The organism is Streptomyces sp. HUAS TT11, from assembly GCF_051553595.1.
Taxonomy (GTDB): Bacteria; Actinomycetota; Actinomycetes; order Streptomycetales; family Streptomycetaceae; genus Streptomyces.
Genome location: NZ_CP196184.1, coordinates 42,031 through 64,114 on the forward strand (window position 1 = coordinate 42,031; position 22,084 = coordinate 64,114).

General features: G+C 67.7%; 21 protein-coding genes and 1 pseudogene. 12 read left to right on the forward strand and 10 right to left on the reverse strand.

Annotated features, from left to right (window positions below; genetic code table 11):
- Positions 1-134 precede the first annotated feature (134 nt).
- The 3 genes from phoU (at position 135) to ACSHXN_RS00240 (ending at position 2,131) form a co-directional block, all read left to right on the forward strand.
- Entirely contained in the window at positions 135-803 is a 669-nt protein-coding gene (phoU, locus tag ACSHXN_RS00230; protein ID WP_355136826.1) for a phosphate signaling complex protein PhoU, read from the forward strand.
- Positions 804-1,102: 299 nt separating this feature from the next.
- On the forward strand, positions 1,103-1,426 hold the full coding sequence (locus ACSHXN_RS00235; RefSeq protein ID WP_438302338.1) for an ANTAR domain-containing protein: 324 nt from the start codon (positions 1,103-1,105) through the stop codon (positions 1,424-1,426).
- A gap of 294 nt (positions 1,427-1,720) precedes the next feature.
- Entirely contained in the window at positions 1,721-2,131 is a 411-nt protein-coding gene (locus tag ACSHXN_RS00240) for a VOC family protein (RefSeq protein ID WP_438302339.1), read from the forward strand.
- Positions 2,132-3,258: 1,127 nt separating this feature from the next.
- Here ACSHXN_RS00240 and ACSHXN_RS00245 read toward each other — a convergent pair.
- The gene (locus ACSHXN_RS00245; RefSeq protein ID WP_438302340.1) at positions 3,259-4,722 is read right to left on the reverse strand and encodes a hypothetical protein; all 1,464 of its coding nucleotides are present in this window, start codon (positions 4,720-4,722) and stop codon (positions 3,259-3,261) included.
- A 320-nt stretch (positions 4,723-5,042) separates the two neighbouring features.
- The gene (locus ACSHXN_RS00250) at positions 5,043-5,315 is read right to left on the reverse strand and encodes a transposase (RefSeq protein ID WP_438302341.1); all 273 of its coding nucleotides are present in this window, start codon (positions 5,313-5,315) and stop codon (positions 5,043-5,045) included.
- Positions 5,316-5,449: 134 nt separating this feature from the next.
- Here ACSHXN_RS00250 and ACSHXN_RS00255 point away from each other — a divergent pair, with 134 nt between their 5' ends.
- Positions 5,450-5,998: an N-acetyltransferase family protein gene (locus ACSHXN_RS00255; protein WP_438302342.1), complete on the forward strand. Its 549-nt coding sequence runs from the start codon at positions 5,450-5,452 to the stop codon at positions 5,996-5,998.
- A gap of 1,280 nt (positions 5,999-7,278) precedes the next feature.
- Here ACSHXN_RS00255 and ACSHXN_RS00260 read toward each other — a convergent pair.
- Both ACSHXN_RS00260 and ACSHXN_RS00265 read right to left on the reverse strand, forming a co-directional pair.
- The gene (locus ACSHXN_RS00260; RefSeq protein ID WP_438302343.1) at positions 7,279-7,851 is read right to left on the reverse strand and encodes a hypothetical protein; all 573 of its coding nucleotides are present in this window, start codon (positions 7,849-7,851) and stop codon (positions 7,279-7,281) included.
- Positions 7,852-7,910: 59 nt separating this feature from the next.
- Positions 7,911-8,699, reverse strand: a complete 789-nt coding sequence (locus ACSHXN_RS00265; protein ID WP_355136828.1) for an ArsR/SmtB family transcription factor — start codon at positions 8,697-8,699, stop codon at positions 7,911-7,913.
- A gap of 1,040 nt (positions 8,700-9,739) precedes the next feature.
- Between ACSHXN_RS00265 and ACSHXN_RS00270 the strand changes: the two genes are divergently transcribed.
- From ACSHXN_RS00270 to ACSHXN_RS00290, 5 genes are all read left to right on the forward strand, one after another.
- Positions 9,740-10,663 carry a GNAT family N-acetyltransferase gene (locus tag ACSHXN_RS00270; protein WP_438306406.1) on the forward strand — a complete coding sequence of 308 codons (924 nt, stop codon included), beginning with the start codon at positions 9,740-9,742 and terminating at the stop codon, positions 10,661-10,663.
- Positions 10,664-11,469: 806 nt separating this feature from the next.
- A complete protein-coding gene (locus tag ACSHXN_RS00275; RefSeq protein WP_438302344.1) occupies positions 11,470-11,754 on the forward strand; it encodes an STAS domain-containing protein in 285 nt (94 codons plus the stop codon).
- 330 nt (positions 11,755-12,084) lie between these two features.
- On the forward strand, positions 12,085-12,303 hold the full coding sequence (locus ACSHXN_RS00280) for a PLDc N-terminal domain-containing protein (RefSeq protein ID WP_438302345.1): 219 nt from the start codon (positions 12,085-12,087) through the stop codon (positions 12,301-12,303).
- 634 nt (positions 12,304-12,937) lie between these two features.
- Positions 12,938-13,330: a hypothetical protein gene (locus ACSHXN_RS00285; protein WP_355136712.1), complete on the forward strand. Its 393-nt coding sequence runs from the start codon at positions 12,938-12,940 to the stop codon at positions 13,328-13,330.
- A gap of 5 nt (positions 13,331-13,335) precedes the next feature.
- Positions 13,336-14,004: a nucleotidyl transferase AbiEii/AbiGii toxin family protein gene (locus ACSHXN_RS00290; protein ID WP_438306407.1), complete on the forward strand. Its 669-nt coding sequence runs from the start codon at positions 13,336-13,338 to the stop codon at positions 14,002-14,004.
- 64 nt (positions 14,005-14,068) lie between these two features.
- Here the strand turns inward: ACSHXN_RS00290 and ACSHXN_RS00295 are convergent, their stop codons facing one another.
- From ACSHXN_RS00295 to ACSHXN_RS00305, 3 genes and pseudogenes are all read right to left on the reverse strand, one after another.
- Positions 14,069-14,209, reverse strand: coding sequence for a hypothetical protein (locus ACSHXN_RS00295; RefSeq protein ID WP_383357833.1), 141 nt, complete (start codon positions 14,207-14,209; stop codon positions 14,069-14,071).
- A gap of 39 nt (positions 14,210-14,248) precedes the next feature.
- Positions 14,249-15,112 carry an RNA polymerase sigma factor SigF gene (locus ACSHXN_RS00300; RefSeq protein ID WP_438302346.1) on the reverse strand — a complete coding sequence of 288 codons (864 nt, stop codon included), beginning with the start codon at positions 15,110-15,112 and terminating at the stop codon, positions 14,249-14,251.
- 109 nt (positions 15,113-15,221) lie between these two features.
- Positions 15,222-15,521, reverse strand: a pseudogene (locus ACSHXN_RS00305) (thiamine pyrophosphate-dependent enzyme); the annotation flags it as partial.
- 418 nt (positions 15,522-15,939) lie between these two features.
- Here ACSHXN_RS00305 and ACSHXN_RS00310 point away from each other — a divergent pair.
- Together ACSHXN_RS00310 and ACSHXN_RS00315 are read left to right on the forward strand one after the other, a co-directional pair.
- Positions 15,940-16,974 (forward strand): hypothetical protein, encoded by a 1,035-nt coding sequence (locus ACSHXN_RS00310; RefSeq protein WP_438302347.1) that lies wholly within the window; start codon positions 15,940-15,942, stop codon positions 16,972-16,974.
- Positions 16,975-17,381: 407 nt separating this feature from the next.
- Positions 17,382-18,446: an IS110 family transposase gene (locus ACSHXN_RS00315; RefSeq protein ID WP_438302348.1), complete on the forward strand. Its 1,065-nt coding sequence runs from the start codon at positions 17,382-17,384 to the stop codon at positions 18,444-18,446.
- Positions 18,447-19,292: 846 nt separating this feature from the next.
- Here the strand turns inward: ACSHXN_RS00315 and ACSHXN_RS00320 are convergent.
- Positions 19,293-19,676 carry a hypothetical protein gene (locus ACSHXN_RS00320; protein ID WP_438302349.1) on the reverse strand — a complete coding sequence of 128 codons (384 nt, stop codon included), beginning with the start codon at positions 19,674-19,676 and terminating at the stop codon, positions 19,293-19,295.
- Between the two features lie 321 nt (positions 19,677-19,997).
- On the opposite strand from ACSHXN_RS00320, the gene ACSHXN_RS00325 reads away from it, so the two are divergent.
- Positions 19,998-20,378: a hypothetical protein gene (locus ACSHXN_RS00325; RefSeq protein WP_438302350.1), complete on the forward strand. Its 381-nt coding sequence runs from the start codon at positions 19,998-20,000 to the stop codon at positions 20,376-20,378.
- A gap of 100 nt (positions 20,379-20,478) precedes the next feature.
- Here ACSHXN_RS00325 and ACSHXN_RS00330 read toward each other — a convergent pair whose 3' ends face one another.
- Both ACSHXN_RS00330 and ACSHXN_RS00335 read right to left on the reverse strand, forming a co-directional pair.
- Positions 20,479-20,718: a hypothetical protein gene (locus ACSHXN_RS00330; protein ID WP_356295772.1), complete on the reverse strand. Its 240-nt coding sequence runs from the start codon at positions 20,716-20,718 to the stop codon at positions 20,479-20,481.
- Positions 20,719-21,595: 877 nt separating this feature from the next.
- Entirely contained in the window at positions 21,596-22,066 is a 471-nt protein-coding gene (locus ACSHXN_RS00335) for an ArsI/CadI family heavy metal resistance metalloenzyme (protein ID WP_355141735.1), read from the reverse strand.
- Between the last annotated feature and the right edge of the window lie 18 nt (positions 22,067-22,084).

Sequence of the window (22,084 nt, forward strand, 5' to 3'; positions counted from 1 at the left end):
AACCATCCACGCCGGCCCCGGGCAGGGCGGCTGACCTGCCCGGGGCCGGGCAGAAGCTGAGCGGTTCCTGCATGATGTGTTCGAATTTGATAGGGGTCGGCGGTCGGCCCCGCACGACGGAGGGTGGGGACATGATGCGGAAGGTCTATCACGAGGAGCTGGCCTCGATCAGTGATCGCCTGGTGGAGATGGCGAACCTGGTCGGCTCGGCCATCGGCCGGGCCACGACCGCTCTCATGGATGCCGATCTGGAGCTTGCCGAGCGCGTGATAGCGGCCGACGAGAAGGTCGATGACCTCCAGCGTGACCTGGAGAACCAGGCGATCGCGGTACTGGCGCGGCAGCAGCCGGTCGCCACCGACCTGCGCATCGTGGTCACGTCGCTGCGGATGAGCGCGGACCTGGAGCGCTGCGGTGACCTGGCCCAGCATGTGGCCAAGCTGGCCCGGATGCGCTACCCCGAGAAGGCGGTGCCGCGCGATCTGCGCCGCACGATTTTGGAGATGGGCCAGCTCGCGCAGCGCCTGATGGCGCAGGCCGCCGAGGTGGTCCTCACCCAGGATGTCGATGCGGCCCTGCAGGTGGAGAAGGACGACGACCGCATGGACGAGCTGCACCGCATGATCTTCCAGCACCTGATGGACGACCGGTGGCAGCACGGCGTGGAAACCGCCGTGGACGTCACCCTCGTCGGCCGCTACTACGAGCGGTTCGCCGACCACGCGGTCTCGGTGGCCCGGCGCGTCATCTACCTGGTGACGGGCGAGCACGCCGACGAGATTGCCGCGAACGAGCCCGCCTGACCCCGGACCGGAACCGGGTACTCGTGCCCGCTCTCGGGTTGCGCCGTGCCCGCCCGTTCCCAGGCTGTGCAGCAGGCGAGCCGGGGGGACAGCAACGCTGATCGCGCTTCGGCAGAGGTCAGGCGTTCCTGGATCAGCCGCCTTCCGCACACGGCGTCTTCCCCCGGTGGTGCAGGTGGTGTCGCTGTTGCACGGGGATGTCCTTCAGTGTGAGGGTGAAGGGAAGAACGCAGGCATGACCGGCGCACGGCCGGACAGGCGTCTTAGGGAATGCGGTCACCCCCTATCTCGGAGGGAACGTGGATATCCGCTCGCACGAGTCCCCCGGCGTGGTTCAGGAGCCGGGGAGTCCTGCCGACGAGGTTCAGCAACTCCAGGCCAAGGTCGCCCAGCTCGAGCGTGCCGTGCACTCCCACGCCGTGATCGATCAGGCGATCGGTGTCGTGGTCGCCGTGGGACGTCTGACCCCCGCGGAGGCCTGGGACCTGCTGTGCGAGACGTCCATGTGTACGAACACCAAACTGCGGCACGTGGCCGACCTGGCCGTCACATTGGGTGTCACCGGCAACCTCACGGCAGACATCCGCAAAGAACTGGCCCGCAGGCTGGACGGCGAGAACTGATCCCACACCGTCCAGCCTCGTGCTGTGAACCCCGGCTGCTACGGCATCGCTTCACGTGACCGGGGCCGGCACCGCGGTTCTTGGCGGTGCACCCCGCGATCCACCCGGACGACCCGACCGCAGTTCCGGCCTGGACGCAGGCCGGCCGGCAACGACAGTCGGACACCGGGTCCAGGCCGGCTCGCCGCCGGGCGCCGGAAGATGTCGCAACGCGCTGTGTGGCCCGGGCCCGTTGTCAGTGGCCGCCGCTAGGGTGCGGCGCAACTGACCGCTCACCCCCATCCGGGAGGAATCATGGCCTCACGTCTCAACCCGTACCTGATGTTCGCCGGCGACGCCCGGCAGGCCCTTGAGTTCTACAAGGAGGTCTTCGGCGGCACCCTGGTCCTCAGCACCTACGGCGAGGCCGGCCAACCCGACACCGCCATGGCCGACAAAATCATGCACGGCATGCTCGAAACCCCCAGCAACTACACGCTGATGGGCGCCGACACCCCCGCCGGCGAACACAAACCGGGAAACGCCTACTCCGTGAGCCTGAGCGGCGACGACGACACGGAACTGCGCGGCTACTGGGAAAAGCTGTCCGACGGCGCCACCGTCGCCGTCCCCCTGGACAAGCAGATGTGGGGCGACGTGTTCGGCATGTGCACGGACCGCTTCGGCATCACCTGGATGGTCAACATCGCCCAGCCGCAGGGCTGACAGCAGTCCGCCCGCAGCCGGTCGGGCGCCCAAGCGGCGCCCGGCCGGCGGCCGCGCCCATCACCCCGTGCACGCCGGACACGGCCATACCCTCCCCCGCACCCGCACCCGCACCCGCACCCGCCCCGGACACCGGCACGCCCACCACACCCCGCAACGACGTATGCCCGCCACACGGAACCATCCCCTCCAACCCCCAACACCCCGCAACGACGTGTGCCCGCCATACGGAACCATGCCCTCCAACCCGCAGCACACCGCACGACGTGTGCCCGCTACACGGAACCATGCCCTCCACCCCGCAGCACCCCGCACCGGCAACGACGAACCTCCCGGGCGCGGACGCCGAGGACCTCGCGCTGTACCGGGACAAGCTCCGCCGCCGACTGCCGCAGTCGCTCCACGCGTTGCGCGGCCCGACCCAGGGAGCCGCGGAACCGCCGCCGCACATGGCCCGGTCCGGGATGACCTCGTACGACATCGACAAGCCCCGCCGGCGCACGGGCCCGTACCCCACCGTCCTGCACGAGGGGCCGGCGCGAGGACCTGCCCCGCCACCTCAACCAGGGCCTGCCCCTGCAGATGCGGCCCGTGCTGCGCACCCTCCGCGGCCGCACCCTGCGCACCGTGCGGGAAGACGCCCTCCGCCCGCTCACCCGACGCACACGGGCAGCCGCGTGAGGGACATGCCACAGCTGCACACGCGGCTCCGGGTCCCTTGCCCGCCGGTCCTGGCCGGTTGTGCATGCCGCACGTTGTTCACGCCGCCGGACACCATGCGCGGCGGCTGAAGCGGCACCGGCTCAAGGACGTTCAGCGACAACGACTGCCGACAAAAACGGAGGCAGGCCCGGAGCCGGCCATGCTCTGACCGGGCAAACACAACATGCCGATGACAGCGGCCGGATGGAAGTCGGTGTTCAGCGCCGCAAGTTTTGAAGACACGCCCTGGTCGGGCTGGGCGCGGCCACATGTCTGGCTGCAGTGATGTGGACCGGCGTCGCCGGCCTTGTTTGAGATTCTTCATCACACCCGGGCTGGTGGTGTTGGCGTTGACCTTGAGGGCCTTTGATCGTCCCGGTCTCGCCTTGTCCTGTCTCTGGGGTATTCCATGCTCCGCGTCGGCCTCACCTTGCGGGGGGTGTCATCTCTTCGCGGTGGCGGAAGAGCCTTCGGCGCCGCACATACAAGGCGACGGCGAGGCTGAGCAGCGGGATGACGACGGCAGCGGCGATGTAGAAGCCGGGGGTGGCCCAGGCCGGCCCCGGCCACACGGACACAGCGACGTCCGCCGCGTCGTCAGCCGGCTCGGTGTCGCCGCTGGGGCGTCTCGGGTCGCTGTCCGAGACCGTGACCCGGCCGCTGCCGTCGGCGCTGTTCTTGTCGATGCGCAGTGTGAACGGGAACGTCGTCGTGGCCCCCACCGCTCCGACGCGCGCCGTGCACACGTACCGTCTGGCACTCGGCTGCCTTGCGGAGGCTTCCGCAAGTGGCGTGCCGTCGGCGGTGACGGCCCGGCAGTCCTGGGCGATCACCTCCTCGTCACGTTCGAAGCTGTACGGCGACGCCATGACAGTGGTGCCCTCGGGCACCGTGAAGACGACCTTCACCGCTGCCGTCAGCGAACCGGGACCGTTGTTCCGCACGCCGATCCGCACGGTGGACAGACTGCCGATGGGACCGCGCGCTGTGTCGGCGACTGCGGCCAACTCGCTCCGGTTGTCAACGCTCACGTGGAGCACCTGTGGATCGTCGCCGACTGTGCTCGTCACACCGGCGTCGGTCTGGGAGGCCGGAACGAAATGCAGTGGAGGCCCGCTGCCGGGCCGGTACCTTGATGCGATTTCGGCCGGGGGAACGTAGTCGGTGCCGATGGCATCAGCACTGAAGGTGACGGTCGGATAGGTGGCATCCCGTGCGGCCCGCAAGTGCTCGCGGGCACCCAGGCCGTACGACCGGCCGGGCGGAATGACGATGTCGTCCGCGAGGAGCCGACACCACGCCGAAGTGCCGCCTCGATAGCGGCAGTTGCGGTGCCGGTCGGTCAGGGTGATGCCATCGCGTGCTTCCATGCGCAGGGCCACTCCGCGGGCGGGCACGTCGCCGACGTTGCGTACGGTCAGCCGGACCGACAGGCTCCCGCCAGGTGTCACCGGGCCCGGATCGGGGTGAAGCCAGACCCGGAGCTTCGGTCTGCCGACCACGATGAGGGAGTGACCGCTGACCGGCGGCAGGCCGGGCGCGGTCACACGGTAGCGCAGCACCGCGAAGTCGCCCGCCTTCGCGCCTTTCGCGGGACTCAGGTGGAAGGCCTGGATGCCCCCTCCACCCGTTGGACCCGCCTGCGTGACGCAGTGGTAGACGGGCAAGTGGACAACACATGCATCGAGCGCCCGCTTGACGGTGACGACGCCCTTCAGATCACTCGCGTCGAAGGTCACCCTCAGCCTGACCGTCGCACCGCCGGCTCTCTCTTCGACCCGCAGGTCAGATACGGCCTGTTGTGGATCGCGGGAAACGTAGAAGACCGAGGGAACGACCAGCTTCACGTCGGCCCCGCTCGAGGAGCACCCGGAGAGGACGGACGTCATGGCGGCCAGCGAGAGCAGAAGACCGACGGCAGCCGTGCACGCACGGATGACCGGGCCCGCTTCCCGACTCAAGCCCCTGCGGGGGCGACGGTCCCGCCGCAGAGTGCGCATGTGGCCACCCTGCCAAGTCGAGATCACGACCACGCCTCGCTACGGTCACAGGTGTCTTGATCGTCACCAGCCGCACGAACCTTGCACATGTCGGTGCACCGGACCCTGCGCGCGTCATCAAACGTGCGTCTTCGTTCGAGCATGCGGGCAGCAGCCGCAGTCTGCGGGCTCAGAAGGGATGGCATCGACGTCGGGAGCTTCACGGGCCGTTAGCCTGTCGGCATGCCTGAGTGCGGCATTCCGGGGCGCAGCGGCATGCACTCGAATGCGCCCTCCAGCGCCCACCGCCGAAAGCAGGCGTGCAGCACGGCCCACGGGCCGTACCGCTGCGGCACGTCCCGCCAGGCCGTCCCCGTGCGGAACTTCCACACGATCCCGTCGAGCACCGTGCGGTCGCCCAACCGCCCCCGGCCACGCAGTGACACCAGCAGGGGCCCGACGAACTCCCACTCGGCATCGGACAGTTCATGGCGACATATCACCCAACACTGATCCACCACTCGAGATCTTTTGAAGACACGGCCCAGGTCTGGCCCAGGTCAGGGTGTTCGGCGATCCACTCGACCGGGTTCGCCGCCGGCCGGCCACCGGAACTCGAAAGCTTGACCCAACCCGGATGTCAGACCTCGCTGACCTGCGGCTCCTCATGACAGGCGAACGCATGCCCGAGCTCGCACAGATCACCGACGCCCGCAAGGCCACTCCCGAACTCCGACGTCAGCTGATCGACTGCCGGATCGCGGTCACCCACTCGGGCGGTGCCGCCGGATTCCCCTTCCCACCCGTTCAGGACGACGACGTCGCGCCAGCCGCGGACAAGCTCCTCGGTCCTCACCAGCCGCAACACAGCCGCCTCATCACCGCCAGATTCGACGACGTTCTTGCCGCATGGGTCGTCCTCAACCGCGATCCCTACCAGCTCGTCGGACACTGTCGCACGGTCAACCACCTTCAGACCCACCCCGAATTCCACGGCCGTGGTGTCGGCTCCGCCCTCATGCGTCAGCTGCCGAAGATCGCCCGCGACGAACTCGAGCTCGAACAACTCCACCTCGCCGCCCGGCAAGGAGAGGGGCTGGAGGACTTCTACAGCCGGCTCGGACGGCGTGAAGTCGGCCGCTCGCCCTGCGCCTCGCACCCGACGACACCCGGGACGAGGTCCTGATGCTCCTCGATCCCCTCTGACCGCAGGGGTATGCAGACAGCGCCGATGCCCGGCTCCGCCATCACATGCCGTGCAGGAGCTGGAGAGGAAGACCCGGATGGCGCTCGTTCCCGCTACCTGCCAGGACATCCGGGACGCGCCGTTCTCGAAGATCGGGGCGACACCGTTCCCCTGGTGGGGCATCCCGGAGAAGCCCAGCCATGAAGCAGACAGGGCGAGGCAGCACAAACCCGGGACGGCCCGCGGTGCCTCCCACGCAGTCCAACAAGCCTGACCCGCCCGGTGATCAACTCGCCGCAAGGTCTTCCGGTCCCCTTCCAAGGGCACGACAGCCGTGAGCCGGTCTTCGACATCTCCCGTCTTCCGCTCCCCGGCCGGCACAAGGACCCGGCGCAAGTCCGGGCAGTCCGCTGCAGTCCGCCGGGGACCTTGCAAACCAAGAGTTCACCGAACTACACATTCGCCGCGATCAGACACCTGCTGACCCTCCCGACTCAGATACCCGAGCCGCCGGTGACGCCAGGGATACTCAACGCCACACCCGGTCCCCCACCCAGCCGTGGGCGGTCGGGCCCTGCTCCAGATACCCGACCGGCATCCGCAAACATGCCCGAGACAGACGACACCCCGATCCACCGGGCCCCGCCAGACAAAGGCCTCCTCACCTCCCGCGCCCTATCTGGTGCCACTGCCAGGCCGACTTCCCACTCACCCGCAGCCACCGCAGCCTCCCGCGCCCTATCTGGTGCCACTGCCAGGCCGACTTCCCACTCACCCGCAGCCACCGCAGCCTCCCGCGCCCTATCTGGTGCCACTGCCAGGCCGACTTCCCACTCACCCGCAGCCACCGCAGCCTCCGGCGCCCTATCTGGTGCCACTGCCAGGCCGACTTCCCACTCACCGCAGCCACCGCAGCCTCCGGCGCCCTATCTGGTGCCACTGCCAGGCCGACTTCCCACTCACCGCAGCCACCGCAGCCTCCGGCGCCCTATCTGGTGCCACTGCCAGGCCGACTTCCCACTCACCGCAGCCACCGCAGCCTCCGGCGGCTTGACCTTCTGGGCGAATACTTCCGCCGCCTGCATCCGCACCACCTTCCGGCATCGGCGTGCCTCCAGCCTCAACCCGCCCCCGTCCGCATACCTCACACCCAGGGACTACAGCCAACGCCCATCACCATCGGCGAGTTCCGTGCACTCCCCCTGACGAGCCGACGAGCCGACGAACCGACGAGCCGACGAGGCGACGAGCTGACGAGCTGACGTCGGTATCGCTGTAAGTCACTGCGCAGCCCCGGCCACGGCCCGGTCTGGCAGGAGGGCGAGGAGCTGTTTCGTATGGCCGGGCAGTTCCACCTCTGCCAGTCCCGTAACGATGTCGTGCAGCGGCACGGGCTGATCGACCAGGAGGGTGCCGTTGGACAAGAGCCGGGCGGGCACCAGGGTGGCGAGTTCGGCGTCGCTGAGCGCCGCACCTCCGGCCAGTGCGCACAGGGCGGCCGCCTGAGCGCTGATGCGGTCCCGGAGCCCGGCGCTGCCGCCGGCGTGCGCGATGGATTGCTCGATAGTCCAGGCGTCGAGAGCGATCCGGTTGTCGTACGTCGTGTTGGCCCCCGCGGCGACACCCGCGAGGACGGCGAGGGTGGCGGCGCCGACCAGGCAGACATGCGCAAGGATCTGATCGGCGTTCCACTCGCCGTTCGGCGCAGCGGGACCGGGGCCGTCGGCGTCAGCGTCGGCGTCGGTGGTGTCGGCCACGGTGGCGGCGTCGGCGTCGGCGTCGGCCACGGCCACGGTGGCGGCAGCATCCAGCAGTGCACGGTAGGCGTCCTGGAGCGGGGCGGTGTCCAGCATGTGCTGCACCTCTCTGCACGGGCGGATACGGAAAGAACAAAGGGCGCAGAGGGCGCGGCTCAGCTGTGGGCGCGGGACATCTCCCAGGGCGCCTGAGGCAGGACCTCGCCGGTTTCCAGCATCGACTTGAGGTTCGCCAGCACGGCCGGCCAGCCGGCCGAGATACCGCCCAGCATCTCCTGGTTGGGGAGGTTCTCGTGGGTCACGGTGAGGCGAACGATGTCCTGATGCGGTTCGACGAGGAAGGTGACGACTGACGGCTCTCTCGGCGATTCGGCATCGGGGACGTCATCAAAGGTGATGACCAGCCGCGTCGGGGGCTCGGCCTCCAGGACACGACCCACCACGTCGATCTTGCCTGAGCCGTCGGCTCGCCGGTGCTCCCAGGCCGAGCCCGGCTGCCAGTCGGAGACGTTGGCGTGTCCCCAGTAGCGCGCTGTCAGGTCGGCGTCGGTCAAGGCTTGCCACACCTGCTCCGCACCGGCGCGGATGTAGGTGACGTACACGTAGTTGGGCACCGGTGTGGATGCATGGGTCATGGCGTACTCCTCTGCCTGGTGCTTGATGGCACTGATCGCCTGAAGGCGCGGCTTGTCGAAACCGGAGATCCAACGCGCCTCGATCTCGTGGATCGGAACGGGGTTCAGATAGTGCAACCGCTCCCGGCCACGCCGCACGACGGTGACGAGGTTGGCCCCCACCAGGACGTCCAGATGCTGCGTCGCCGACTGACGCGTCATGCCAAGACGCTCACACAGCTCACGCAGCGTCTGCCCGTCGTGCTCACGCAGACGGTCCAGAAGGAGCCGCCGGGTGGGATCGGCCAACGCCTTGAACACCGAATCGATCACGGTTGCTTCGAAACTCACACCCCCATTATGCAGGCAATCACCTGCCTATCGTCAAGGGAGGCCGGCCGCACGAACCGAACACACCGATGCACCCCCACGCCCGAGGCCACCCCGTCACACCCATCCCCGACGTCCCCACGTCACCCTGACAAGCCGAAGGCAGCAAGGGCGAAGGCGACGAGGCCGGTCCCTGCCGTCTGGCTGGTCGGCGCCCCCCGTAGCCCGAGCTATCGAGATCCTGGAACGGCTCTGGCCACGGGACCACAACATGCTGTTCGCAGTCCTGGCGCACACCAGCGGCTCACGGACCGGCACCGGAGCAGTGCCGGCGAACTCGACCACCAACGCCTGTGTGACATCAAGACCCTCACCGTAGAAGGCGGTGCGGTCGACCGCACCGCCTTCTACGGGCACCCGCCCCTGCTCTCACCTCCGCGTCGAGTTCGAACGGCGCCTGAACGCCATGCGCGAGGCTGGCGAGATCCCCGACCCCCGCGAAGCCCAGATCACGCCACGGCGGAGAACGTCAAGCTCCGGGAACGGCTGGCGGATCGGAACAGACGATCGCCGAGCTCGCGGACTTCCGCGGTCAGGTCCTCGCCCGACTCGCCGCCCAGCACGAGGAGATCGTCCGGCTTCGCGAGTCCGCCGCCGGGACAAGCCCAGTGAGTCGCCGGCCCGCGCCGCGAACCACAGTGATGGGAACCTGCAACTGACAGCCCAAGGCTCGCTGTTCGGTGCTGCCGGAAGCACAGTGATGGGAACCTGCGGCTGACAGCCCCAGGCTCGCTGTTCGGTGCTGTCGGAAGCACAGTGATCGAAAAGGGTTTGCGGGCGAGGGCTGCGGTTGGATAGACGTAACCGCTGGACCCCCACCACGAGGGTTGAGGGGCCACGACTGCGAGAGGAGGGATAAGCCCATGATCCCCAAGAACACCGCGCTTGTGTCCCCCCGGGTTGCGGACCACGTCTGACCCCGGAGCGGACGGGCGCCTTCACCGGAGCGTGCCTTGACCGTGAAAACGAACGACCTGACCATGCGTCCGATCACCGGACACGACGAACTCGACCTCTTCTCCCAACTGCCCTACATCCTCAATGAGGAACTGGCGGACGACCTTGCCGCTGGCCGCCGCCGTCCGGAATGGATGTGGGTCGCCCTCCGGGGTGACCGCCTACTCGCCAGGACAGCCTGGTGGAGCCGATCAGCCGGCGACGCACCACTCATCCTGGACATCCTCGACATCGAAGACAGCCCCTCGGGCCCCGATCACGTGGACATCGGGGCGCGACTTCTGCACACCGCGATGGCCGCTACCCTCCCGAACGGGTCGCGCCCCCCTGAATACAGCCGTTTCGTCCCACCGGACTGGCGTGAGAACGCGGTAACGAGACAAGCTGTCGAAGACCGCATGACGGTACTCGAACGGACCGGTGCCCGGCTCTTCGTCGAACGACTGCGCCTGGAATGGCGTCCGGGATCGCCAGTTCCCGAGCCCAATGGGCGCCTCGTCTACCGGCCGGTCCGCGATGGCGAGGAACTCGTAGCCCTGATGTCCTCAGTTCTGGACGGGACTTTGGACGCACACGGCCGTGACGACCTGACCCGGATGTCAGTACACGAAGCGGCCGCCCGGCACTACGAGGCCGAGCTGGCGCGTTACACCAGCCCACGGGACTGGTGGCGCATCGCAACACTGCCCCATGGAGAACCAGTGGGGTTCGTCATCCCGGCCCGCAACGACTACAACGCGATCATCGCCTACATCGCGGTCCTGCCATCGCACCGCGGCAACGGCCACATCGACGACATCCTCGCCGAGGGCACCCGAATCCTCGCCGAACAGCGCGTCCCCCGCATCCGCGCGTCCACAGACCTCGGCAACATCCCGATGGCGAACGCCTTCCAGCGCGCGGGATACATCAATTTCGAGCGTGAGATCAACATGACCTGGAGCTGATCGAGTACCGGGCGGGGGTTCCGCAGACGGTGCCCCCGCCTCCCTAGTCGCATGATCGACACCACATCGGCAAGGTTGGAATGCAACACGTGTCCGTCGCATCATCGCGAAAGTGGTCCCAGCAGCGGACCTGCTCAATGACGACACGAGCTCACCGCACACGACCTCCGCGGAGACAAGGCGGACCCTGCCCCGGTTCATCGCCCGCCGGGTCCACGCCCCCATCCAAAGGGTGTGCATCTGCCGCTGCATATGGCCCGGTCCAAAACGACCACGTACGAGGCGAGCGAGCCCCACCGGTGCATGGGCCTGTACCGCACCGTCCTGCACGAGAGCCCTGCACGACGACCTCCGCTCCGCTCCCCCGATCTGGGATCTGCCCTGCTCCGGTGCCGCGCACCCACGTCGCCTGCACCGGGCCCAAGGACGCCTCCTCCCCGCCCCCCGACGGCCCCCGACAAACCCCTGACAGACACGCCAAAGCACCCGAACCCTCGCAACATACGAGGCGAGCGAGCCCCACCGGTGCATGGGCCTGTACCGCACCGTCCTGCACGAGGGCCCTGCACGACGACTTCCGCTCCGCTCCCCCGATCTGGGATCTGCCCTGCTCCGGTGCCGCGCACCCACGTCGCCTGCACCGGGCCCAAGGACGCCTCCTCCCCGCCCCCCGACGGCCCCCGACAAACCCCTGACAGACACGCCAAAGCACCTTAAATCCTCGCAACAGGGGTCATACGAGTTCCGCTGTGGGCCGCCGTCAGTATCATCGGTCCCGTCGGGGCGGGTGGGGAGGCAGCTAAAGGATGTTCGCAGTCGAGGTCAGACAGACTAAACAGGCGTGGCTGTTGACGCTGCGCGGCGAGCCGGATTTCAACAGCGCCGTGCAGCTGCGAGAGGCGGCGGACCGGATGGCGGCCGAGCCTTCCCGGCCCGGGCTGACGGTGATCGGCTGCGCCGGGCTCGACTTCTGCGACTCCTCCCGCATCAGCAGCCTGATCGCAATCCACCCGCGGCCGTCCGCACGCGGGAGCGCGCTGCGCCTGGCAGCGGCGCCCGGTGCGGTGGCACGAATCTTCACTTCAGGCTGACGGGCCTGGACCAGGCCGTCCGCGTGTACTCCACGGCCCCGGACGCCCTCGCCGCCGACGGCGAAGGCGTACCGGCCCCTTCACCTGCCGACGCGCCGGCCTGACTACCCAGGACTTGTCGGCCTGCTGTGAAAGCGATCTCAGTCGACGATGATCGCGCCGCGGGCAGGGCAGTCGAGATGTCTACAGTGCTTACTTGCGCAGTCGCAGGTCATTGACAGCAGGGTGCCTGTTCAGCGCTCTTCGGCCCACCCGTTAGCATGACCGGCCAGTGGGGCCACACCGTGCCGCACCCAAGCGGGCAGGTGCCCTTACACATGAGGTGGCCGGATGACGTCGCTGCTGGTCTACGCGATCTACCTCATAGTCGCGGCGCTGTACGCGTATGCCCTGCTCGACTGCATCAGGACACCCGCGGCACGTATCCGAATACTGCCCAAGGCGGGTTGGCTGCTCATCCTGGCCCTCTTCCCTGTTGTGGCCGCCATCGGCTGGCGAAACCTGGGCAAGCGGTCCACCCGCACCGAGGAACAGCCATCTGCGGCCTGAACCCGGTAGCCCGCCTCACATGCGTCATTGCAGTACCGGTCGCAGCCACTCCTTAGGCGGTCCCGTCGAACGCCAAAGACCGACCACCCCGAAAACCCAAGCTTCCGGCAATGACGGACCCGGCCCGCAGAAACCCGGATGATCGCCTCGATCGCGATCCCACGCATACGCAGGCAGGACCGGCTGCGGCGGGAGCCCCACGCATTGCCGGCCCGCACTCGGTCCGACCGTCTGCAGGGCCGCCCTCGACCGAACCGGGACACCCCCTCCCCGGAAACTTGCCCACTGTGAGCCTTCGCCGCCCTGCGGTGCGATGCGGTGCGGTGCGGTGCGGTGCGCGCCCAGCATGCGGTGCGGTGCGGTGCGTGCCCAGGATGCGGTGCGCCAGGCTTCCCTGCGGGTCGGGGCGCGCCGGTGTTCCAGTCCAGGCCCAGCACGGCGAGATCGCCGGTGCACCGGGCGGCGGCCCGGACCCGGGGACCACAAGCCCGACAGGCGGCCGAGCCGGCGGCACGGGCGGCGTCCAGCACGAAATCGGACCGGATGCGCGCCGCGTCAGTGCGCGCCCTCACCCCCGCTCACTTCGGCACCAGAACCCACACCATGCCCCTCCTCCGCCCGCCATAATGGAGTCATGCCCTCCAGCCCACAGCACCCCGCGCCCCCGTCAAGGAACCTCTCGGGCGCGGACGCCGAGGACCTCGCGCTGTACCGGGAGAAGTTCCAGCGCCGACTGCCGAAGTCGCTCGACGAGTTGCGCGGTCCGACCCAGGGAGTCGTGGATCTGCCGCTGCACATGGCCTGGTCCGGGATGACCTCGTACGACATGGACAAGCCTCGCCAGCGCATGGGCCTGTACCGCACCGTCCTGCACGAGGGCCTGCACGACGACCTGCCCCGCTACCTCAACCAGGACCTGCTCCTTCAGATGTGGCCGGTGCTGCGCACCCTCGTCGGTCGCACCGTGCGCACCGTGTGGGAAGACGCCTTCTCCCAGCTCGCCTCGCGTACACGGGCAGCCGCGTGACGGACATGCCAGAGCTGCACACGCGGCTCCTGGCGGATGTCATTGCTCTCGGCTCCCCCTATCCGCTGGTCCTCACCGGCGGATATGCCGTACGGGCGCATCACCTGGTGAACCGCCCCAGCCAGGACCTCGATGTCGCCACCGAGAACCCGACCCCCATGGCGGACATCGCCGACACCCTCCGTAACGGCCTTCAAGCACGAGGCTGGCAGGTTCGGGCGCTGGAGACGGCCCCTTTGTCCGCCCGCTTCACGGTGTCCGACCCCGTCACCGGTCAGGAGTGCGAAGTCGACATCCTCAAGGAGGTCTTCTGGCGGCCTATCGCCCAAAGCCCCTACGGGCCCGTCCTCGCAGAGGAGGACGTCATCGGGACCAAAGTCCGCGCCCTCGCCGACCGCGGAGCGCCCCGCGACCTGATCGACGTGTTCGCAGCCTCTCGCCGCTGGGCCGATACTGAGCTCGAGGAGTTCGGCCGCCGCCACGCCCGCGGCCGCTTCGAGCGCGAAGACCTTCAGGCGAATCCGGCAGGCGCCGAATGGACCGACGACGAAGCCTTTGCCGCCTACGGCCTCGACGACGAAGCCATCACCGCTCTGCGCACCTGGGCCCTGCGGTGGGCCGACGACCTCGCCTCCCGGCTACTCGCGGACTCCGGCGATCCGGACATCGACTGATCGCATCCGGGCCCCGACACCGCTCTGCACGCAGCGCCGCGGTGCGTGCCCAGGGTGCGGTGCGTCAGGTCTTCCCTGCGGGTCGGGGCGCGCCGGTGTTCCAGTCCGGGCGCAGCACGGCGAGGTCGCCGGTGTACCGGCCCGCGTTCAGCACGCGGGTGCGGGTGCGGGTGTAAGCGTGCGGGTGCGGGTGATGAGAAGCCACGGCTCGGGCCACCGTGACACCGGCAGCTCGCCCCGCCTGTCACCGGGTGGTGAGCAGGCCCTCGCGCAGTCGGGTCAGCAGGCGGGAGATCAGGCGTGAGACGTGCATCTGGGAGACGCCCAGACGTTCGCCGATCTGGGCCTGGGTGAGTTCTTCGACGAACCGCCAGTGAATGATCCGCCGCTCGCGTTCGTCGAGTTCGGCAATCATCGGTGCGAGAGCATGGAAGTCCTCGATGAGTTCCAGAGCCGCGTCCTCGTCGCCGATGAAGTCGGCCAGCGCCGACTCCCCGTCCTCACTGTTTCCGATCGCCGCGTCCAGCGAGGCCGACGTGTAGCCGTTGGAGGCGAGTTGGGCCTCGACGACCTCGTCCTCGGGCAGACTCATCAGCTCCGACAGCTCCCTGGTCGTCGGGGTGCGGCCCAGCCGGCTGTGCAGTTCCTCCTTCGCGCGGGCCAGTTGCACCCGGGCCTCCTGCAACCGGCGAGGCACATGCACCGCCCAGGACGTGTCGCGGAAGAACCGCTTGATCTCCCCCACGATGTAGGGGACGGCGAAAGAGGTGAACTCCACCTCGCGGGAGATCTCGAACCGGTCGATGGCCTTGATCAGCCCGATCACACCGACCTGGACGATGTCCTCCATCTCCTCCGGCCCGCGGCTGCGGAACCGGCCGGCCGCGAACCGGACCAGGGAGACATTCATCTCGATCAGCGTGTTGCGGGCGTAACTGTACTGGGGTGTCCCCTCCTCCAGCACCGCCAGCTGCTCGAAAAACAACTTCGACAACTCCCGGGCGTCCCGGGGCGCGACCTTGGACGGGTCCGCGATCCGCGGCACCTCCACCGCCTGCTCGACCACCTGCACGGTCGCCTCGACTGCCTGCACGGTCGTCGTCGCCACGACGCGCCCCTCCCGCTCGTCCGGTCTCACCCCGCCGGCCTGTCCACCGGCAAGCAGACGCGTACCCGACCACCGAACCATCATTCCTGAAATTCCTTTCGGGTTTTCCTCAGTGGCCGCCCTCCCGGATGACGGTGTGACTACGCAGGACGTCCTTCACCTTGGCCACCCCAAAACCCCAACCCTGCCCGACGGCCGGCTCGGCAGGCACCGCGATCTCGTCGGGCTTGGTCACCACGCCGAGGAGGACCGCGCCGGGAGCGTCGAAGGTCCGGCGTACGGCGCCCACCAAGTCGCCCGGACCCGTCACACGGACGCCGGTGACACCCATCGCGCCGGCGACAACGGCAAAGTCAGGGCTGTCCAGGACAGTACCGAACCCGGGCAGACCGACCCGCTCCTGTTCGAGTGACCAAGCCGCTTCGCCGCCCGGCGTCGCGCGCCTACTTCTGCAGTCGACCGCGGCCGGTAGCTCTACAGAGTTCGCTCAGCTCTCCATTGTCCGCCTGCGGTTCTCGCCAGGAGGGTGCGACGGGGAGGTGTCATCGTCCTGTTGCCCTGTCGGACGACGGATTCAGCTACTTGGCTGCATTTGCTGCTGTGCCTGGGTGAGGAGGAGTTGCGGCTCGCTGGGAGAGGTGGGGGAGGCGGCTTTGCTCCCAGTATCCGGGCCATGGACGAGGGATCGTCTGTGCTCCGGCGGTCCCTGCACTTCAAGGAGAGTTATGCGATTCACCACACTGTCCGGCGTTGCCGCCCTGGCCACGGTTCTCGTCAACGGCGCGAGCACGGTACCGGCCGTCGCCGGAAGCGGGAACGGTCTTTCGGTGCCGTGTGACACCACGGCCCTGATCAACGCGATCGCGACAGCGCCGGCGGGATCCACGCTCGTCCTCGCCCGCCGCTGCACCTACCACCTGACCACCGCCTACAGCGGCGACGACGGACTGCCCCCCATCGACAAGCAACTCACCATCGAAGGCCGGGGCTCCACGATCGTCCGCGACGGGCTAACCGCTGGCGCCTTCCGCATCTTCCACGTCACCTCCACCGGTGACCTCCGGCTCGACGACATCACGATCCGCGGCGGCAACGCACCCGGGGATGGGGGAGGCATCCTCGTCGACGGCTCCGGCAAGCTGAAGCTCGACAAGATCACCCTCGACAACAACAGGGCCGGCGAGGTGGGAGGCGGCGTCGACGTCGTGGGAGGAGCAACGGCATACATCAGCCGCAGCCAGTTCACCTTCAACAACGCGGCCGAGGGCGGAGGCCTGCAGTCGGACGGCACCATCACCACCGACGGGGTCGTGTTCTCCCGCAACTACGCCGGAGTTGGCGGGGCCATCGGCCAGGAAGAAGGTGACGCCGTACACCGCAATACCACCCTGAACAACAACACCTCAGGCTTTGATGGTGGTGGCATCGACATCGAGAGCGGCACCGTACAGTTTATCAACAGCAAGATCATCAACAACACCACCGCGGGCGCGCAGGGCGGCGGGATCTTCAATGATACCTCGCTGACGCTCATCAAGACCGAGGTCTCCGGTAACGTCGTAGGAGGCTCTGGAGGCAAGGGCGGCGGCATTTACGAAAACTTCGGCACCCTGGTGCTGCGGGACAGCTCGGTCGACCACAACAGCGCTAACGGGTCGGGCACTTCACAGGCCGGCGGCATCTACAACACCAGCGGTGCGGTGACGCTCGACCACAGTGAGGTGAACAACAACGCCTCGACCGTCGCGCCGGGCGGCGTGTGGACCGACACCCAGTTCATGGTGAACCGTTCCGAGTTCCGGCGCAACATCCCCACCAACTGCAACGGCAGCCCCGGCATCGTCGCTGGCTGCGTCGGCTGATCCGTCACGCATCCGACCACGTCCAGCGCACCGTGACGAAGGTGATCGCTGGACCTTTCTACCTCCTCAACCCACCACTCACCCCAGCTCCCTTCCTGTCCGCCGTCGACCCACACGCATGTGGAGCGGGCGTGGTTCATGGCGTCCAGGTGGAGCGCGCCACTGTACGAACGACTGTGAGGATTCACCGCGGCGCTGCTCGGCAGGCCTGACCCACCGAACGATTGACGCTTCGAGCTGTCCTCTCCAGGAATCGTCGGCCGGCTGGGCGGCGCTTTGCACGCGGCCGGTCGGGCGCCTGTGACCTCATAGGAGCTCGGCCAAAGGTCCCACCACAGTCTTGTCCAGCCGCCCGACCGGCCCGTGCGATCCCTCGCGTATCGCACGGAAGGACAGCAAGACACAGCATGGCAGACCAGATCGTGGTGGTCGGCGGCGTGGACACCCACACCGACTTCCATCAGGCCGCGGTGATCGACTCCATCGGCCGGCACCTTGCCACCGCACCGTTCCCCACGACTCCCGACGGCTACAGGCGCCTGTTGGAGTGGATGCGCTCGCACGGTGATGTGCTCGCGGTCGGGGTGGAAGGGACCGGCGCCTACGGCTCCGAACTCGCCCGCTTCCTCTTGGCGAACGAGGTCATGGTCGTCGACGTTGACCGTCCCGACCGGAAGGCCCGGCGGGCCAACGGCAAGTCCGATCCCGTCGATGCCTACGCGGCCGCGACCGCCGTCCTGTCCGGCCGCGCGAACGGCCGGCCGAAAACCCGCGACGGCATCGTGGAGGCCATCCGATCCCTGCGGGTCGTCCGGCGTTCGGCCATCAAGGCCCGCACCCAGACAATCAACCAGATCCGTACGCTCATCGTCTCGGCCCCTGCCGAGGTACGTGAACGCCTACGTGGCCTGCCCACTCACCAGCTGATCTCGCAGCTCTCGCGCTCCCGCCCCGGTACCGATCTCGCCGACCCGAACTGCGCGGTCAAAACCGCGCTGCGGCGACTGGCTCGCCGCCACCAAAACCTCACTGCGGAGATAGCCGAGGCTGACGCGGAACTCGAACCCCTGGTCGCGCAGGCGGCGCCGGGGCTATTGGAACTGATCGGTGTCGGCACCGAGACGGCCGCCCAGCTCCTGATCACCGCCGGCGACAACCCCGACCGTCTGAAATCCGAAGCCGCCTTCGCTCACCTCTGCGGGGTAGCCCCAATCTCCGCAAGTTCCGGCCGGACCAACCGCCACCGCCTCAACCGCGGCGGCGACCGCCAGGCCAACCATGCCCTCTATACGATCGCCCTCGTGCGCATGCGCTACGACGTTCGCACACGGCTCTACGTCGCACGCCGCACAGCCGAAGGCATGTCAAAGAAGGACATCTTCCGCTGCCTCAAACGCTTCATCGCGCGCGAGGTCTACAAGCACCTGACCAGCACGAACATCCCACAGGTACAACTCCTACAGACTGCTTGACGACCTATAGGAGCTTCCTTGACACCCTGGGCCACGTCTGCTCGGCTCTGCCTGGGGGTCGATCGCGTACGGGAAGGGAGCACCCCACGCATGCCCCTACGGGCCCGCAGTCGGGAACGGCGCCTCCTCCATCCCGGCGTCGGGTGATCCCCCGCCAGAGGCATTGTCTTGACCGTGGGCCGCTCTCTGCGGTGACCGACTCGTCGCCTCCGGTCCTATCCACGTGTGGGCGCGCGTCGGCGCAGCGCGGGCGGAGCGGGCCGGAGGCAGGAGCGTCGCGCGGAGCGGAGCCGGGAGCGCGCCCGGCGAAGCGGAGCGCAGCCGGGGCTTGATGAGGTAGATAAACCTGTAACAGGTCCCGGTCGAAGATCACTTGTCGAGTAGCGCTGTCAGCTCGTGGCCTTCATGCGTTTGGATGTGCGGCGCCTCGTCGCGCGAAGCGTTCGCGATGCGTACCGCGTAGGCCTCGCTCATCGCCGTTGCTCCTTCATGCCGACTGAGCCATGCAACAGCGTCATGAGGCAGGGAGCTGGTCAGTGGCGAGAAGTCGGCTAGTGAAACCCTCACGGCATAGCCGCTCGTATGTGCACTCGGCACGATTCGAACCTGCAACCTCCTGATCCGTAGCTCTACGTGGAACGGTCGGTGGCGAACATACCGGTCGGGCCATGGCCTCCAGAGGGCGTCATCGGACGAGGTCGGTTGCTCTGGTTGCTGTACTTCGCTGCTGTACCGCCAGCGGCTCGTCCCTGTCAGGTCGATCGCAAGGGGCTCGGTATGACGCGAGGGGGTCTCTGCACCGAGCCTCTGATCTTGGACGTGTGGATCCGTTCGTCGCCGCCCTCGCTACCAGATCCACATCCCACCGAGGACAGAAGCCCGGCCGCTCTCGTCGACGCCGATCATGTGGGCCGCCTCGGGACCCCCGCTTGAGTCCGGATCCAGCGGGATGACGAAGCGGTGCTCCCCAAAGGTCAGGGCAAGGATCCGATCCGGATCCAGTTCATAGCCGTCGACGGTCTCGCCGATGTAGCAGCGCATGAGCTCCAGCGAGCCCGGTGTGGGAAAGCGCCACTCGCGGCCCCCATACACCCCCAAGGGGTCGCTCAAGGCCCGCAGGATTGGTCCATCGAAGTGCAGCTCGACGTAGTCGCGCACGAAGGACACAGCGCTGACCTCTAGGCCTGTCAGCAACTGGAGCGGGTCGTCTGAGTGGTTCGCGTTGTTCACAAGCCCATGCTTCCAGAGACCTCCGCCGACCTGACCACGCGTCCGCCTGCTGTCCGACTCGGAATCGGATTGGAAGATCGCGTATGCGATCTGGCCTGACCTGGCAGAACGCTGACCTACGTGTTTGCTGAACACTGACCGGTGTTCCCCGTGGCTCCCCCCGGCGTGCCTCTCGAACGGGCACGCCAAGGGCACGCTGTCGCGGGTCAGGAATAGCGTCATTCGGCGTTGGCCGGCGTGATGCCCCGCCCGTGCTGACCGCAGGCCCTATGTTGCCGAACTCCTTGGACCGCGCAGTCGCGGTTGTGATCCACTGCGTTCATGAGCTTGTCGGTAGACGTCTTCGTTGTTGGTGCGGATGGTGAGAGGCAGGTGCAGGACGTTCCAGACGGATGCTCTGACGTCGCGGGCCCCGAAAGCTGGCGCACTCGCGTGTGGGGCTCGGAAGTGGTCCGCTCGCTAGGGGCCGGCTTCTTTCCGGTCCTGGCCCAAGCAGATCTGCAGGTCGAGCCCGAGCAGGTCCCTGCGTTCCTGCGCGAGTGTCTTCTGCTTCGCAAGAACCTGGAGACGATCGTTGCCAGTATTGCGGAACCCGTGATGGCGAACCAGGAAGCCAGGAGCGCGATCTCCGAGCGGTTGGCAATCATTGAGGGCGCCGCCAGGCGAGCGCGCGCGATGGGCGGCGGAGTCCTCATCTGGTGATATACCCGACAGTAACCGCCCCTCCGCTCCAGCAGGTACACGAGCGGTCGGTGGAGTCTCAATGGCCGAGTCAAGGGCCTCTGCTGGGCCGAGGGCGCTGTCAGGCGTCGGTGTCGGCGGCCTCTTCGAGCAGGTCCATGAAGTGGTTGTGGAAGCGGCGTTCGGCGTTCCGGCATGGGGCGTTGAAGAAGGCTCGTTGAGCTTCGGCGAGACCGCAGTCCAGCAGACCCATGGTCACGAACACGGCTTCCACTCCATGGCACCCCTTGTCCTTGAGGAACTGCTGGAGTGCGTCGGTGTCGCCGGAGGCCTCCCAGAGGGGCCGGGCGGTCTCCTTCATGGCAGCGATGCGAGCTGATCGTTCTGCGTCGAAGCCCACTGGACCCACCTTCTTGGTTTGGCCCGCAGACTATCGGCAGGTATGGGGGTGCGCTGGCCCGTTTCAGGCTTTACCGCTTGCGAGCCCGTCGGACCACAAGGATGGCCAGTGCGACGACAGCGGCAATCGTGACCAGCGCGGCAACCCTGCTGCCCAGACCCATCGCTCCAAACATGTGCGCCTCCCCCTATTGATCGGCTGCGGGTACGAGGTCCCGCTGTACCGTGGGATGACCATGACACTGCTTCTGGCCTGATGACACCCGCAGTGGGAAGCCTTGAGCAACTTCTGAGGTCGCTCTTGTTATCAACAGCGCTCCATACCGCCTGTCAGCTAGGCACGCGGTCGGCGTAGCGACTTTGGCCGGGAGTTTCAATGACCGAGTCAAGGCTTTGGGGCGCTCCCCACCAGTGCGTGTGGCTCGTCGTCCCGGTGATCGGTTGTGCCTCGGCCGACGAAAGTCAGCCACGACGGCGGGCAGGGCCGGTTTCCTGTGAAGGAAACCGGCCCTGAGCTCTGCTGCTTCAGCTGTCGGGGGGCGGGATTTGAACGGGGGTGCTCCGGGGATCAGAAGAACGTGAACTGGGGAAACTGAAACAAATGACATATAGGGCCAGTTCCGACGAGAAGTCAGCGAGGCGCGCCCGGCTGGCGGCCGTATGAGATCCAGGTGCAGCGCGCCATCGCACGAACGGCTCGGAGGACGCCAGGGGGCTGCGTCTGCTCGGCTCTGTCTGGGGAGGCGGTGGACGGGCTGGGATGGCCTGAGCCCCCTCCCGACTGGTGAGGGGGCTCCGCTGTGCCGTACCCGTCCTGAACCTCTCGCTGGACGGTTGCTTCATCCGCAGCTGCAACCTGTGGACACGGAAGCCGGTTCGGCGGCCTGGCTGGTGCAGCAGCCGTCGCTGGCGGTGTTGGGGTCGGCGCTCTTGCCGAGGGTGTCCGCGTCGGCCTTGACGACGTAGACCTCCCAGGGCTCCTGGCCGGGGCCGTGCACCCACACCTTGTCCTGGAGGGCGTAGCAGCAGGACGTGTCGTTCTCCTCGAAGGTGGCCAGGCCGGCGTCCTTGAGGCGGGTGGTCGCGGCGTTCACCTGGTCGGTGGACTCGACCTCAACGCCGAGGTGGTCAAGACGGGTCTCCTGGCCGGGCTCGCCCTCGATCAGGACGAGCTTGAGCGGAGGCTCGGCGATGCTGAAGTTGGCGTAGCCCTCGCGCCGCTTGGCCGGTTCGGTCCCGAAGAGCTTCGAGTAGAAGGCGATCGACCCTTCCAGGTCGCTGACGCGCAGAGCGAGCTGAGCACGAGACATGACAAGGCTCCCATCGGC

Excerpts from the sequence above, each read along its gene's own strand:
- phoU (WP_355136826.1), top strand. The coding sequence starts at position 135 with ATGCGGAAGGTCTATCACGAGGAGCTGGCCTCGATCAGTGATCGCCTG.
- ACSHXN_RS00240 (WP_438302339.1), top strand. The coding sequence starts at position 1,721 with ATGGCCTCACGTCTCAACCCGTACCTGATGTTCGCCGGCGACGCCCGG.
- ACSHXN_RS00245 (WP_438302340.1), bottom strand. The coding sequence starts at position 4,722 with ATGACGTCCGTCCTCTCCGGGTGCTCCTCGAGCGGGGCCGACGTGAAG.
- ACSHXN_RS00255 (WP_438302342.1), top strand. The coding sequence starts at position 5,450 with ATGTCAGACCTCGCTGACCTGCGGCTCCTCATGACAGGCGAACGCATG.
- ACSHXN_RS00260 (WP_438302343.1), bottom strand. The coding sequence starts at position 7,851 with ATGCTGGACACCGCCCCGCTCCAGGACGCCTACCGTGCACTGCTGGAT.
- ACSHXN_RS00270 (WP_438306406.1), top strand. The coding sequence starts at position 9,740 with ATGCGTCCGATCACCGGACACGACGAACTCGACCTCTTCTCCCAACTG.
- ACSHXN_RS00275 (WP_438302344.1), top strand. The coding sequence starts at position 11,470 with ATGTTCGCAGTCGAGGTCAGACAGACTAAACAGGCGTGGCTGTTGACG.
- ACSHXN_RS00280 (WP_438302345.1), top strand. The coding sequence starts at position 12,085 with ATGACGTCGCTGCTGGTCTACGCGATCTACCTCATAGTCGCGGCGCTG.
- ACSHXN_RS00285 (WP_355136712.1), top strand. The coding sequence starts at position 12,938 with ATGCCCTCCAGCCCACAGCACCCCGCGCCCCCGTCAAGGAACCTCTCG.
- ACSHXN_RS00290 (WP_438306407.1), top strand. The coding sequence starts at position 13,336 with ATGCCAGAGCTGCACACGCGGCTCCTGGCGGATGTCATTGCTCTCGGC.
- ACSHXN_RS00315 (WP_438302348.1), top strand. The coding sequence starts at position 17,382 with ATGGCAGACCAGATCGTGGTGGTCGGCGGCGTGGACACCCACACCGAC.
- ACSHXN_RS00325 (WP_438302350.1), top strand. The coding sequence starts at position 19,998 with ATGAGCTTGTCGGTAGACGTCTTCGTTGTTGGTGCGGATGGTGAGAGG.
- ACSHXN_RS00330 (WP_356295772.1), bottom strand. The coding sequence starts at position 20,718 with ATGAAGGAGACCGCCCGGCCCCTCTGGGAGGCCTCCGGCGACACCGAC.
- ACSHXN_RS00335 (WP_355141735.1), bottom strand. The coding sequence starts at position 22,066 with ATGTCTCGTGCTCAGCTCGCTCTGCGCGTCAGCGACCTGGAAGGGTCG.